Here is a 13,762-nt window from a genome sequence, read left to right as displayed (position 1 = left end):
TTTATTTCTCCTTACCAAACAGACCGGCCGGGCGCAGCAGCAGCACGATGACCATGACCACGAACACGACGACTTCCGAACCTTCCGGATAGAAGACCCGGGTCAGGCCCTCGATCACCCCCAGCAGCAGGCCGGTGATGATGGAGCCGAGAATCGAACCCATGCCGCCGATGACGACGACGGCGAACACGACGATGATGAGGTTGGAACCCATCAGCGGGGTGACGTTGATCACCGGGGCCGCCAGCACCCCGGCCAGGCCGGCCAGGGCGACGCCGAAACCATAGGTGAGCGTCACCATGCGCGGCACGTTGATGCCGAAGGCTTCGACCAGCTTCGGGTTTTCAGTACCGGCGCGCAGGTAGGCGCCGAGCCTCGTCTTTTCGATCACGAACCAGGTGCCGAGGCAGACGACCAATGAGGAGACGACCACCCAGGCGCGGTAGTTCGGCAGCATCATGAAGCCGAGGTCGGTGGCGCCCTGCAGCTGCTCCGGCACGTCCAGGGTCTGGCCGGACACGCCGAAGAAGGAGCGGAACACGCCCTCCAACAGCAGCGTGATGCCGAAGGTCAGCAGCAGACCATATAAATGATCGAGCTTGTAGAGCCAGCGCAGCATCGACTTCTCGACGGCGATACCGAAGGCGCCCACGATCAGCGGCGCCAGCACCAGCATCATCCAGTAGTTCAGCTCATACGTGGTGACGCCGATGTAGGCCAGGAAGGCGCCCATCATGTACAGCGCACCGTGGGAAAAATTGATGACGTTCAGAAGGCCGAAAATCACGGCCAGGCCGAGCGAGAGCATCGCGTAGAAGGAACCATTCACTAAGCCCAGCAGCAGCTGGCTCATCATGGCTTGCAGGGGGACGCCGAAGATTTCCATAGATACCCAAAGCAAAAAGTCGGAATGGCGGTCAGTCAGAGCGGCGGGACCAGCCAAGGGGGAGCAGCATCAAAAACGTAGGGCGACGCGGTAATGCCGACGGTCGTTGAACGCGTGGGCGGGGAACCCGCCCACCCTACGCAGGCTCGCGGAACACCTGCTGGAACCGGAGGGATGTAGGGTGGGCGGGTTCTCCCGCCCACGCGTTCAAATCACGTCTGCGTTGCCGCAGAGCGCACTTACTTCAAATTACTTCCAGGCGGCGCACTTCGTTTCGGACTTCTTGGTGTACGCCTGGTCGCCCGGGATGGTGGCGACGACCTTGTAGTAATCCCATGGATACTTCGACTCGGCCTTCGTCTTCACCTGCATCAGGTACATGTCGTGCACCATGCGGCCGTCTTCGCGGATCACGCCGTTCTTGGCGAACATGTCGTTGATCTTGGTCGCCTTCAGCTGGGCCATGACCTTGGTCGAGTCGTCGGTGCCGATCTTTTTCACGGCGTTCAGGTAGTTCACCGTCGCCGAGTAGTCGGCCGCCTGCAGCATCGACGGCTCTTTCTTCATCTTGGCAAAATATCGCTTCGACCAGGCGCGGGTGTCGGCGTTCATGTCCCAGTACCAGCCGTCGGTCAGGTACATGCCCTGGGTCGCATCCAGGCCGAGGGTGTGGACGTCGTTGATGAACACCAGCAGGCCGGCGATCTTCATGTTCTTGGTGATGCCGAATTCCTTGGCCGCCTTGATCGAGTTGATCGTGTCGCCGCCGGCGTTGGCCAGGCCCAGCACCTGCGCCTTCGACGATTGCGCCTGCAGCAGGAAGGACGAGAAGTCCGAGGCCGACAGCGGATGCTTGACGCTGCCCAGCACCTGGCCGCCATTCGCCTTCAGGACATCGGTCGTGTCCTTTTCCAGCGACTGGCCGAAGGCATAGTCGGCGGTCAGGAAGTACCAGCTCTTGCCGCCCTGCTTGAGCATGGCCGAACCGGTGCCGCGCGCCAGCGCCACGGTGTCGTAGGCGTAGTGCACGGTGTACGGCGAGCACTGTTCGTTGGTCAGCTGCGCGGTGCCGGCGCCGATCGAAATGAAGACTTTCTTTTTCTCGCCCGCGACTTTCGCCATGGCGAGGTTGGCGCCCGAGTTGGTGCCGCCGATCAGCATGTCGACGCCCTGCTGGTCGAACCATTCGCGCGCCTTGGAGGCGGCGATGTCCGGCTTGTTCTGGTGGTCGGCGACCATGAACTGGATCTTCTTGCCGTTCACGGCGCCGCCCATGTCGGCGATCGCCATGCGCACGGCTTCGGCGCCGCCGTTGCCGTCGACGTCGGAATAGACGCCGGACAGGTCGGTGATGAGGCCGATCTTGATGGTGTCGTCGCTGATTTGGGCGTGAGCAGGTGCCATGAAGCCGGTGAGAGCTGCGCTGGCGGCGAGGGCGAGGGCGGTGCGTTTCATCTTGTCTCCGTTCTTGGTTGATGGTGCTTATTAAACGCCGAGTAGCTCGGTGAGGACGGGCATGCGCGCCTCGAGGTCTTGCGCCTCGATGGTTTCGACGATCTGCCCATGTTCGACAACGTGGAAGCGGTCCGCGAGCGGGGCCGCGAAGCGGAAGTTCTGCTCGACCATGACGATCGTGTAGCCCTTCGCTTTCAGCATGGTGATCATGCGGGCCAGGCCCTGCACGATGACCGGCGCGAGACCCTCCGAGATCTCGTCCAGCAGCAATAATCTTGCGCCGGTGCGCAGGATGCGCGCCACCGCCAGCATCTGCTGCTCGCCGCCCGACAGGCGCGTGCCCTGGCTGTGACGGCGCTCCTTCAGATTCGGGAACATCTCGTAGATCTCGTCGATCGACATCGCATGGCTGCCCGACTGCAAGGCGGGCGGCAGCAGCAGGTTTTCCTCGGTCGAGAGCGAGGAGAAAATGCCGCGCTCTTCCGGGCAATAGCCGACGCCGAGGTGGGCGATGCGGTGGGTCGGCAAGCCGACGGACTCGACGCCGTTGATGCGGATCGAGCCGGTACGCTTGCCGGTCAGGCCCATGATCGCGCGCAGGGTCGTCGTGCGGCCGGCGCCGTTCCGGCCGAGCAGCGTCACCACTTCGCCGGGGGCGACCGAGAGGCTGATGCCGTGCAGGATGTGCGATTCGCCGTACCAGGCTTGCAGGTCCTTGATTTCGAGCGCGGCCGTCATGCGTGCCCCGCTTCGAGTTCGCCGTCCGCGGTACCCATGTAGGCCTGCATCACTTGCGGGTTCTTCGAGACCTCGGCATAGCTGCCTTCGGCCAGCATGGCGCCGCGCTGGAGCACGGAAATCCGGTCGCAGATGCCGGACACCACGTTCATATTGTGTTCGACCATCAGGATCGTTCGTCCTTCCGACACTTTTTTGATCAGTGCCGTCACCCGGTGCACGTCTTCATGACCCATCCCCTGGGTCGGTTCGTCGAGCAGCATCAGTTCCGGCTCCATCGCCAGCGTCGTAGCGATTTCCAGGGCGCGCTTGCGGCCGTAGGGCAGGTCCGCCGTGACGGTATCGGCAAAGCTGCCCAGGTCGACCTGATCGAGCAACGCCATGGCGCGCTCGTCCAGCGACTTCAGGGAAGATTCGCTGAGCCAGAAATGGAAACTGGTGCCCAGTTCGCGCTGCAGGCCGATGCGCACATTCTGCAAGACCGTCAGATGGGGGAACACGGCGGAAATCTGGAAGGAGCGGATGATGCCCTGGCGCGCGATCTGCGCCGGCTTGTCGCCCGTGATGTCGCGGCCGTTGAACAGGATCTGGCCCGAAGTCGGGACCAGGAACTTGGTCAGCAAATTAAAACAGGTGGTCTTGCCGGCGCCGTTCGGGCCGATCAAGGCGTGGATGTGTCCGCGCTGGACGCGCAGATCGACATCATTAACTGCAGTAAAACCCTTGAACTCTTTGGTGAGTTTCTTCGTTTCGAGAATGACGTCTGCCATCGTGTCTCCAGTGCTTGTATTACGTACATCCTTACGTACAGCGTCGAGAACTACTTGGCAAATATTACACAGATCAGTTCTTTACACAATACAAGGCAGCCCTGTGCAGCCACGCACAATAGCCGTGTCTGTGCAGACCGATTGTGCAGAAATGAACAGCCGAGTTCTCAGGCGTGTGCAGCCTTGAGCAGCTCCGCCGCTTTCTCGGCAATCATCAGGGTCGGCGAATTCGTATTGCCGGAGGTAATAAACGGCATGATCGAGGCATCGACCACGCGCAGGCGCCCTACCCCGCGCACGCGCAGCTGGCTGTCGACCACGGCGAGCGGATCGTCCCGTTTCCCCATCTTGCAGGTGCCCACAGGATGAAAAATCGTCGTGCCGATCAGGCCGGCCGCTTCGGCCAGCTCTTCCTCGGTGCGGTAATGCGGGCCCGGCTTGAATTCCTGGGGTTGATAGCGCGCCAGGGCGGGGGCCGCGACGATGCGGCGCGTCAGGGACAGGGCGGCGGCCGCCGTCTGCCGGTCCTCGATCGTGCTGAGGTAGTTCGGCGTGATTTTCGGCGGCGCATAACTGTCGTGCGTGCTCAGGCGCACATGGCCGCGTGCCGTCGGACGCAGGTTGCAGACGCTGGCGGTAAACGCGGGAAAGCCGTGCAGCGGGTCGCCGAATTTTTCCAGAGACAGGGGTTGGACGTGGTATTGCAGGTCCGGCGTCGCCTGCTGCGGACTGGATTTCGCGAACGCGCCCAGCTGAGAAGGCGCCATCGACATCGGGCCGCTGCGCGTCAAGGCATACTCGATGCCGATCTTCATCTTGCCGAACCAGGATGCGGCGCTCGTGTTCAAGGTTTTCACGCCCTGCACCTTATAGACCATGCGCAGCTGCAGGTGATCCTGCAAATTCTCTCCGACGCCGGGCAGCTCGACCAGCGGCTGCACACCGTGGCGCTGCAGGTGGCCGCCCTCGCCGATGCCGGACAATTGCAGGATGTGCGGCGAGCCGATTGCACCGGCCGCGAGCAGGGTTTCGCGGCGCGCGCTGGCCGTATAGGCCTTGCCGCCGCCGGTAAATTGCACGCCGCGGCAAACGGGACCCTTGTCCGACTGCTCGATCAGCAGGCGCTCGACGTGGCAGCCCGTCATGATGGTCAGATTCTGGCGCTGGGCCGCCGGTTTCAAAAAAGCTTTTGAGGTATTCAGGCGGATGCCGCGCCGCTGGTTGACCTCGAAATACGAGGAGCCGGCATTGTCTCCGGTATTGAAATCGTCGACCTTATGAATGCCGACCTCGGCCGCGGCGTCGCGGAAGGCATCCAGGATTTTCCACGATAACCTCTGCTTTTCGACGCGCCATTCGCCGCCGGCCCCGTGCAATTCGCTGGCGCCGCGATAATGGTCTTCGCTCTTCTTGAACAGCGGCAGTACCTGCTCCCAGCGCCAGGAATCGTCGCCGCAGGCCTCGGCCCAGCGATCGTAATCCTGCTTCTGGCCGCGCATGTAGATCATGCCGTTGATCGAGGAACTGCCGCCCAGGACTTTACCGCGCGGATAGATCAGGGCACGGCCGCCGAGGCCGGGATCCGGCTCGGTATTGAACAGCCAGTCGGTGCGTGGATTGCCGATGCAGTGCAGGTAACCGACGGGAATGTGGATCCACAGGTAATCGTCGCGTGCGCCCGCTTCGATCAGCAGCACCTCGACGTTCTTGTTTTGCGTCAGCCGGTTCGCCAGCACGCAGCCCGCGGTACCGGCCCCAACGATGATGTAGTCGTATTCTCCAGCCGATTCCACGTGCGACGTCTCCTCAGGTCTGCTATTTGGATGCGATCTCGGTTGCCAATACCTCGACCAGGCGCCCTGCCGGCATCGGCCGCGCCCGGGCAAATCCGGTGCCGGCCCACATCGACATGTTGTCCGTATCTCCGCTTTTCGCGGCGGCGGCGCGGATGCTGCCGGTCAGCGCGTTCTGGATCGGATAAGGCGGCACCTGCGCCTCCACCGCCGCCATCCGGCGCATGAAACCGTTCTCGATACCGCGCGCGTAACGTCCGGAAAAACTGCGCGTCAGCCTGGTCACGCCCTCCCCGCTCAGCAGCCGCGCCTTATAGGCAGGATGGATCGACGCCTCGTCGGTCACCAGGAAGGCGGTGCCCATCTGTACTGCGCGGGCACCGAGCTGCAGCGCACCTTGGATGTCCGCGCCGTTCATGATGCCGCCGGCAGCGATCACCGGAATCTGCACGGCCGCCACGACCGCCGGCCAGAGTTCTTGCGCCGACAGGGTCGCGTCTTCCTGGCGGCCGATAAAGGTGCCGCGGTGGCCGCCCGCCTCGACGCCGGACGCGACCACGGCATCGGCGCCGATCGCCTGCCAGGCCAGCGCTTCCTCGACGGTCGTGACGGTCCCGATCACCAGGATGCCGGCCGCATGCAGGCGTTTGACCTGGCTTTGCTCGAGGATGCCGAAGGTAAAACTGACGCCCGCGGGACGCAGGCGGACCAAGGTCTCGAACTGGGCCTCGAAGTCTTCGTTCCATTGTTTCGGCAACGGCAACTCGCTCCAGCCCAGGTTTTCCCATACCGGGCGCAGCAATTCGACGGCGCTGCTGACCTCGTCGCTACTCGGGGCCGGCTTGCCCTGTACAAAAAAATTCAGCAGGAAAGGACGTTCGGTCAGCGTGCGGATGCGCGCCACCTGCTCTTCGATCGTCGCCGGAGAGAGCAGCGAACACGGCAAGGCGCCGAGTGCGCCCGCATTCGACACCGCGGCAACCAATTCGGGCGTGCAGGAGCCGCCCGCCATCGGGCCTTGGATCACCGGTACCTGGAACAAATCGTCGATGCGCATGTCCGCCTCCGTTTGCTGGATTCGATTTTCAATACACCAAGGCAAGCTTACCAGATCGTCAAAGGAATGAAAGAGGGCCCTCTGTGGATAAGGTTCTGCATATCCACAGGAACCGATTGTGCAAAAACGCAGCTTTTATTGGACGCCAAAATCTTGTCCAGATTTGTGCCGGCAGCGATACAGCGCGCCGTCACAGGCTTATACCGCGCGTAAACCAATGATTTCTCATCCGTTAACAGGCTTATCCACAGAAAATGCCAGTTGTTAACACTACTACTATCCTTGTATACCTGTTTTGGTTGTAAACCTGGGGACGCATCCGCCGCGTGGCCGCAAAAATTTTTTTTCGATGCCCTGCGATCTGTTGGCTGCCTGCGTCGGATTCGGATCCACCCCGTCACACAGCTGCAATCCTTTTCGTCCTGGAAGCCCAGAGCCTGACTAGCGACGCCTGCAAGCAGAGCAAGGCCACCGTTCTGGTCGGCAGGGTGTGGACAAACCCATGCATATCCACAGGAACGAATGTGCAGAAACGGCGCCGTCGGTGGACGCACAAAATCTGTACACCTTTCGTGCAAACGCGATACAGGGCTTGTTCAGCACATCGGCACACGCGTAAACCCTTGAGCCTGTGAAGAAAATCGGCCTTATCCACAGTTGGCGGCAGCGTTTACTATCACTACCAACTTTATATATACCTCTCTTAATTAAATAGACAACGCGGTTTTTCCTGTGAACAGCGGGACGCGCCCGCTCCTGGCCAAAGGACAGACAGCTCTGGTCGAGCACTGAGCGGTTTGGCAAAAAAAAAAGAAAAGGCACCCTTCGCCGACTGACGACCACACTGCAGACAGGCATGCAAAAAAAAAACGGCACGCATGCGCTCGCACTGACGCATCACGCTGCGCGCTTTCATCTGTCTAAAAGTTTGGCAGGAAGAGAAACGCGAACGCCGGCGACGAACGCTGCCTGCTTGGCTTGCTTGCCTTCGATCTGGAAACTTGATGCTTGCCAACAGCGCCGAAGGACGCCTAGCAGCTCTGCTGCAGGCAAAAAAAGCGTCTCGGCTGTGGACAAGCCGCTGCATATCCACAGGATGCGATGTGCAGAACGGCGTCTTGTTGGCACGCGCCGTTTTTTTTCCAACATCGATGCAGGCTCGATACAATCCTTGTCCAGCTTCTTGCGCTACACGTAAACTGCTGATCTTGTGGAGTAAACCGTTCTTATCCACAGTTGAATGCACGTTTACTATCACTACCAGACTGTATACATACCTTTATTACTGTAAACAGCAGACAGCGTGAACAGCGGGGACAAAGCCGTTTTGCACCCCAAAACCGTCTTCAAAGCGCTGTCGGCACCGATCACTTACCTGGAAAACACTGTAAAACATGCGTCTCGGGATCATCAGCGCGCTGTCCGAAGAACAGCAGGGGCTCGTGGAAGCCATGCAGAGCCCCTACAAGCTCATCCATGGTCAACGCGAGTACTGGGTCGGACAACTGTGGGAAATCGACGCTGTGTGCGTTCTATCGCGTATAGGCAAGGTTGCCGCAGCTATGACGGCGACCACGCTTGTGGAAAAATTCGGAGTTACCCACATCCTGTTTACGGGAGTAGCCGGTGCCGGCGACAAAACGGTGAACGTAGGCGACATCGTGGTGGCCGATGCGCTGGTCCAGCACGACATGGATGCCAGCCCTTTATTTCCGCGCTTCGAGGTGCCGCTGACCGGTTTGACGCATTTCCAGGCCGACCATCGCCTGAATGCGCGCGTGCTCGATGCCGCCCACGCTTTCCTGGACGAGGATTTTATGGAGGCGATCGATGCCGGCGAAAAAGCCGTGTTCAGGCTGACCCAGCCGCGCATCCACCGCGGCCTGATCGCCAGCGGCGACCAGTTCATCAAGGACAGCGACCACATCGACGGCCTGAATGCGGCGCTGCCGGGGCTGGTGGCGGTGGAAATGGAAGGTGCGGCGGTAGCCCAGGTCTGTTATGAGCTGAACGTGCCCTGCGCCGTGATCCGGACGATTTCGGACAAGGCCAATGAACACGCGGCCACCGACTTCATGCGTTTCGTGAAGTCGGTAGCCGCGCGTTATGCTTTATTTATCGTCAAGCGCTTCTGCCTGCAGACAGAAGAATTAGTGAACGTTCAGGCGAGTAAAGTGTCGGCCGGTACGTAGTCGTAGCCCAGGGTCTTGGCCACGGCTTCATAGGTCACCTGGCCCTGGCAGACATTCAGCCCCTGGCGCAGGTGGGCGTCGTCGAGTAAAGCGCGGCGCCAGCCCTTGTTCGCCAGGGCCAGCGCGTGGCCAATGGTGGCGTTGTTCAGCGCAAAGGTCGAGGTGCGGGCCACGGCGCCCGGCATGTTCGCCACGCAGTAGTGGATCACGCCGTCGACCACGAAGGTCGGATCGGCGTGGGTGGTCGCATGCGAGGTTTCGAAGCAGCCGCCCTGGTCGATCGCCACGTCAACCACCACCGCCCCCTTCTTCATCCTCGAGATCATGCTGCGCGTGACCAGTTTCGGGGCTGCCGCGCCCGGCACCAGCACGCCGCCGATCACGAGATCGGCCGCCAGCACGGCTTCCTCGATCGCGTGTCCGGTCGAATACACGGTGGCGATGCGGTTGCCATACACCAGGTCGAGCTGGCGCAGACGGTCGATGTTTTTATCGAGCACGGTGACGCGGGCACCGGTGCCGACCGCCATTTGCAGCGCATTCGTGCCGACCACGCCGGCGCCGATGATCACGATGTGGCCTGGAGCTACCCCCGGCACGCCGCCCAGCAGCAGGCCCATGCCGCCCTTGGATTTCTCCAGGTGCGCCGCACCGGCCTGGATGGACATGCGCCCCGCCACTTCGCTCATCGGCGCCAGCAGCGGCAAGCCGCCGCCCGGGCCGGTGATGGTTTCATAAGCGATGCAGACCGCCTTCGATTTGACCAGCGCGGCCGTCTGCTCCGGATCCGGCGCCAGGTGCAGGTAGGTGTAGAGGATTTGCCCTTCTCGCAGCATCGCGCATTCGCCCGGCTGCGGTTCCTTCACTTTGACGATCATCTCGGCACGGGAAAAAATCTCCTGTGCCGACTCGACGATCGTGGCGCCCGCCGCCACATATTGGTCGTCCGACAGGCCGATCTCGCTGCCGGCGTTCTTCTGGACAATCACTTGATGCCCCCGTGCGACCAGCTCGTGCACGGAAGGCGGGGTCAGGCCGACCCGGTACTCATGGTTTTTGATCTCTTTTGGAACGCCAACTAACATGTCTTCCTCCGGTTAAGTAAAACCCCTACATGATTACAGGCCCAAGGTCATGAGGCTTGCGTTGCCGCCAGCCGCGGTCGTGTTGACGCAGACGGCGCGTTCCGCCACTAGGCGCCACAGAGCGACCGGAGACGCGGCATCGGTATCGACGATGCCGACGATGGCGCCATTTCTCGCCGCCAGCTGCGAGCGCACATTGCCCTGCACGCCCGCTTCCAGCAGCGCGATGCCGAATTCGCACTTGTCGACTTCAGCCGCGCCGACGAAACGGATGCGGTCTTTCACCTCCGGCGGCAGCTCTTCCGGCATGGCGACGCCGGCGCCGGCCAGCACGAAGGCGCGGTTACCCGTCGCCAGCGCGGCGGCCAGCTGGTTCAGCATGCCCTTGGTCGAGTTCGCCGCGCACAGTACGACGCCGCGCGGGAAGAAGGCCAGGCTGTTCTTCTCTCCGGTCGGACCCGGCAGCGCAATCGTCGTGCCGTTGAGCTGGGTGCGGGCATAGGTCTCGCCCAGGCTGACGATGTCCTGGTGACCATTGTTGCGGGCCCAGACCAGCAGGGCCGCCAGCGCGGCATAGGGTGCAGTCGCATGCGTCAGCAGCGGCGCTGCCTGGCGCTGCAGGCGTTTCAGGTACAGCGGACCGCCGGCCTTCGGACCGGTACCGGATTTCCCTTCGCCACCGAAAGGCTGCACGCCGACGACGGCGCCGACGATATTCCGGTTCACGTAGATGTTGCCGACGTGGGCACGCGTGGTGATGAAATCGATGGTCTCGTCGATGCGCGAGTGCACCCCCAGGGTCAGGCCGTAACCGGTGGCGTTGATCTGCTCGACCACCTTGTTCAGGTCGGCGCGGCGGTAACGCACGATGTGCAATACCGGACCGAAGACTTCGTGCTTCAGCTCGGCAAGCGAACCGATTTCCAGCACGGTCGGCGGCACGAAGGTGCCTTGCGCGGTCACCGCGCTTGGCAGTTCCAGGGCGAAATGCTGTTTCGCCGTCGCCTTGGTGCGCTCGATGTGGGCCAGCAGGTTGCGCTGGGCCTCCAGGTCGATCACCGGGCCGATGTCGGTCGCCAGGCGGTCCGGGCTGCCGACGCGCAGTTCGTTCAGGGCGCCCTTCAGCATCCGGATCGTTTTATCGGCAATATCTTCCTGCAGGAACAGCACGCGCAGGGCCGAGCAGCGCTGGCCGGCGGAATCGAAGGCCGAGCTCAATACATCCTGCACCACCTGCTCCGGCAGCGCCGAGGAATCGACGATCAGGGCGTTCTGGCCGCCGGTCTCCGCCACCAGCGGAATGTCGATGCCCTCCGATTCGCCGCGTTTCGCCAGCGTGCGGTTGATCAATTGGGCGACTTCGGTCGACCCGGTAAAAATCACGCCTTTTACACGCGCATCGGCAGTCAATGCGGCACCGACGACTTCGCCGCGGCCTGGCAGCAATTGCAGGGCGGCACGCGGGATGCCGGCCTCATAAAACAGTTCGACGGCGCGGTGCGCGATCAATGGCGTCTGCTCGGCCGGTTTTGCCAGCACGACGTTGCCCGCAGCCAGGGCTGCGGCAACTTGACCGGTGAAAATGGCAAGTGGGAAGTTCCACGGGCTGATGCACGTCACCGGACCCAGGGCCTGAGCGCTTGATGCGTCTTTGACTTGCGCGCCGTAGTAGCGCAGGAAGTCGACGGCTTCGCGAATTTCCGCGATCGCATTCGGCAGCGATTTGCCGGCTTCGCGCACGGCCAGGGCCATCAGTTCGGCGCAATTGGCTTCGAACAGGTCGGCGACGCGCGCCAGGATGGCGGCGCGCTCGGCGTTGGCGCTGGCATTCCACTCGCCGGCAAAGGCGGTAGCGGCGGCCAGCGCCGTTTCAACATCAAGCGGCGCCGCTTCCTGCACCTGGCCGACGATATCGGCGTGTTGGGCCGGGTTCTTGACCGTCAGCGTGTCGGCGCCGGCGACAGTGCCGGCGATCAGTGGGGCAGCCTGGTAATGGCGCTGGCGCGACAGCTCGGTACCCAGCACACGCAAGGCATCTTCATTGGTCAAATCGATGCCGGCCGAATTCGGACGTTCCGTGCCGAACAGCGCACGCGGCAGGGCAATTCCCGTGTGCGGCGCACCGCCGCTGGCGCGGGCGATCTCGAACGGGTCGTTCAGCAGGGTCTCGATCGCCACTTTTTCATCGACGATCTGGTTCACGAAGGAGGAATTCGCGCCGTTTTCCAGCAGGCGGCGCACCAGGTAGGCGAGCAGGGTTTCGTGGGAACCGACCGGCGCATAGATGCGGCAGGCCTTGTTCAGGTTTTCCTTGCCGACGACCTGGTCGTACAGCGTCTCTCCCATGCCGTGCAGGCACTGGAATTCGTAGTTGTCGATACCGCGCTCCTTGGCCCAGGTGTAGATCACGGACAGGGTGTGCGCATTGTGGGTCGCGAACTGGGCGTAGATGACGTCGGTCGCGCCCAGCAGTTTTTCGGCGCAGGTGAGATACGACACGTCCGTATACACCTTGCGGGTGTAGACCGGATAGCCGGGCATGCCGTCCACTTGCGCGCGCTTGATCTCGGCGTCCCAATACGCACCCTTTACTAAACGCACCATGAACTTGCGGCCGCTGCGCTTGGCGAGATCGATCACGTAGTCGATCACGAAGGGGCAACGCTTTTGATAACCCTGCACCACCAGGCCGATGCCTTCGAAGCCGGCCAGTTCCGGATCAAATGCCAGCGCTTCCAGCATGTCGAGCGAGATCTCGAGGCGGTCCGCTTCTTCGGCGTCGATGTTGATGCCGATGTTGTAGCTCTTCGCCAGCAGCACCAGGCTGCGCACGCGCGGCAGCAGTTCGCTCATCACGCGGCTTGACTGGGCGCGGCTGTAGCGCGGGTGCAGCGCCGACAGCTTGATCGAAATGCCGGGACCGGCCTTGATGCCGCGGCCGTTCGAGGCCTTGCCGATCGCGTGGATCGCTTTTTCGTAGGACGCGTAATAGCTCTGCGCGTCGCTTTCCGTCAGCGCCGCCTCGCCCAGCATGTCATAGGAATACTGATAGCCGCGCGCCTCGTTGGGCTGGCTATTCTTGAGTGCTTCCTCGATGGTCTGGCCGGTCACGAACTGGTTGCCGAGCATGCGCATGGCAAGGTCGACGCCCTTGCGGATCAGCGGTTCGCCACCCTTGGCGATCAATCGCGTCATGGCCGAACCAAGACCGCGCTCGCTATTGCTCGAGACCAGTTTGCCGGTAATCAGCAGGCCCCAGGTGGCGGCGTTCACGAACAGGGACGGCGATTCGCCCAGGTGGCTGCGCCAGTCGCCGCGGCTGATTTTATCGGCGATCAGGCGGTCGGCGGTGGCGCTGTCGGGAATGCGCAGCAGGGCTTCGGCCAGGCACATCAACGCCACGCCTTCTTCCGAGGACAGCGAGAATTCATGCATGAGCGCGTCCACGCCCGAGGCGCGCGTGCGTTTGGCGCGCACGCTTGATACCAGGCGGTGCGCCAGCGGCTTTGCTTCCGTACTCGGACGGGCGCCTTGGGCCAGCAGCCATTGGACAGCTTCGGTTTCATCGCGGCGATAGGCGGCCGTGATGGCGCTGCGCAGCGGCGACTGCTCGGGTTTGATCTCGGCCTGGAAAGCGTCGAAGGGAACGAAGGTAGTGGCCGAATTGGCGGCGATCTGCATGGTGGGTCTTATCAGGGTCAGGTCAAAGGGTGCGCACAGCAAAACGCGCCGCACTGCTCAGCAGCCGGCGCGCGTTTTGGTACGTGCTTCAATCGTTTGATTGTA

The 13,762-nt window shown here is 62.1% G+C and carries 10 protein-coding genes; 2 read left to right on the top strand and 8 right to left on the bottom strand.

What is annotated here, in order from left to right; genetic code table 11:
* Position 1: 1 nt before the first annotated feature.
* The 6 genes from C2862_RS18880 to C2862_RS18855 form a co-directional block, all read right to left on the bottom strand.
* Positions 2–886, bottom strand: a complete 885-nt coding sequence (locus C2862_RS18880) for a branched-chain amino acid ABC transporter permease (protein ID WP_136221687.1) — start codon at positions 884–886, stop codon at positions 2–4.
* A 249-nt stretch (positions 887–1,135) separates the two neighbouring features.
* Positions 1,136–2,341 (bottom strand): ABC transporter substrate-binding protein, encoded by a 1,206-nt coding sequence (locus C2862_RS18875; protein WP_136221686.1) that lies wholly within the window; start codon positions 2,339–2,341, stop codon positions 1,136–1,138.
* 30 nt (positions 2,342–2,371) lie between these two features.
* Positions 2,372–3,079 (bottom strand): ABC transporter ATP-binding protein, encoded by a 708-nt coding sequence (locus C2862_RS18870; protein WP_136221685.1) that lies wholly within the window; start codon positions 3,077–3,079, stop codon positions 2,372–2,374.
* Positions 3,076–3,849, bottom strand: a complete 774-nt coding sequence (locus tag C2862_RS18865; protein WP_136221684.1) for an ABC transporter ATP-binding protein — start codon at positions 3,847–3,849, stop codon at positions 3,076–3,078. The genes C2862_RS18870 and C2862_RS18865 overlap by 4 nt, the downstream gene beginning before the upstream one ends.
* Positions 3,850–4,016: 167 nt before the next feature.
* Positions 4,017–5,642 carry a GMC family oxidoreductase gene (locus tag C2862_RS18860; protein WP_136221683.1) on the bottom strand — a complete coding sequence of 542 codons (1,626 nt, stop codon included), beginning with the start codon at positions 5,640–5,642 and terminating at the stop codon, positions 4,017–4,019.
* Positions 5,643–5,664: 22 nt separating this feature from the next.
* Positions 5,665–6,699 (bottom strand): nitronate monooxygenase family protein, encoded by a 1,035-nt coding sequence (locus C2862_RS18855; protein ID WP_136221682.1) that lies wholly within the window; start codon positions 6,697–6,699, stop codon positions 5,665–5,667.
* A gap of 856 nt (positions 6,700–7,555) precedes the next feature.
* Between C2862_RS18855 and C2862_RS18850 the strand changes: the two genes are divergently transcribed.
* Together C2862_RS18850 and C2862_RS18845 are read left to right on the top strand one after the other, a co-directional pair.
* Positions 7,556–7,897, top strand: a complete 342-nt coding sequence (locus C2862_RS18850) for a hypothetical protein (RefSeq protein WP_136221681.1) — start codon at positions 7,556–7,558, stop codon at positions 7,895–7,897.
* 196 nt (positions 7,898–8,093) lie between these two features.
* Positions 8,094–8,891: a 5'-methylthioadenosine/adenosylhomocysteine nucleosidase gene (locus C2862_RS18845; RefSeq protein WP_136221680.1), complete on the top strand. Its 798-nt coding sequence runs from the start codon at positions 8,094–8,096 to the stop codon at positions 8,889–8,891.
* Here C2862_RS18845 and ald read toward each other — a convergent pair.
* Together ald and putA are read right to left on the bottom strand one after the other, a co-directional pair.
* Positions 8,861–9,976, bottom strand: a complete 1,116-nt coding sequence (ald, locus tag C2862_RS18840; RefSeq protein ID WP_136221679.1) for an alanine dehydrogenase — start codon at positions 9,974–9,976, stop codon at positions 8,861–8,863. The two genes, C2862_RS18845 and ald, sit on opposite strands and share 31 nt — an antisense overlap.
* A 33-nt stretch (positions 9,977–10,009) precedes the next feature.
* Positions 10,010–13,657: a trifunctional transcriptional regulator/proline dehydrogenase/L-glutamate gamma-semialdehyde dehydrogenase gene (gene putA, locus C2862_RS18835; protein ID WP_136221678.1), complete on the bottom strand. Its 3,648-nt coding sequence runs from the start codon at positions 13,655–13,657 to the stop codon at positions 10,010–10,012.
* Between the last annotated feature and the right edge of the window lie 105 nt (positions 13,658–13,762).

The sequence above is a fragment of the Massilia sp. Mn16-1_5 genome (assembly GCF_004798585.1).
Taxonomy (GTDB): Bacteria; Pseudomonadota; Gammaproteobacteria; order Burkholderiales; family Burkholderiaceae_D; genus Telluria.
This window is presented reverse-complemented; position numbering and strand designations above follow the sequence as displayed.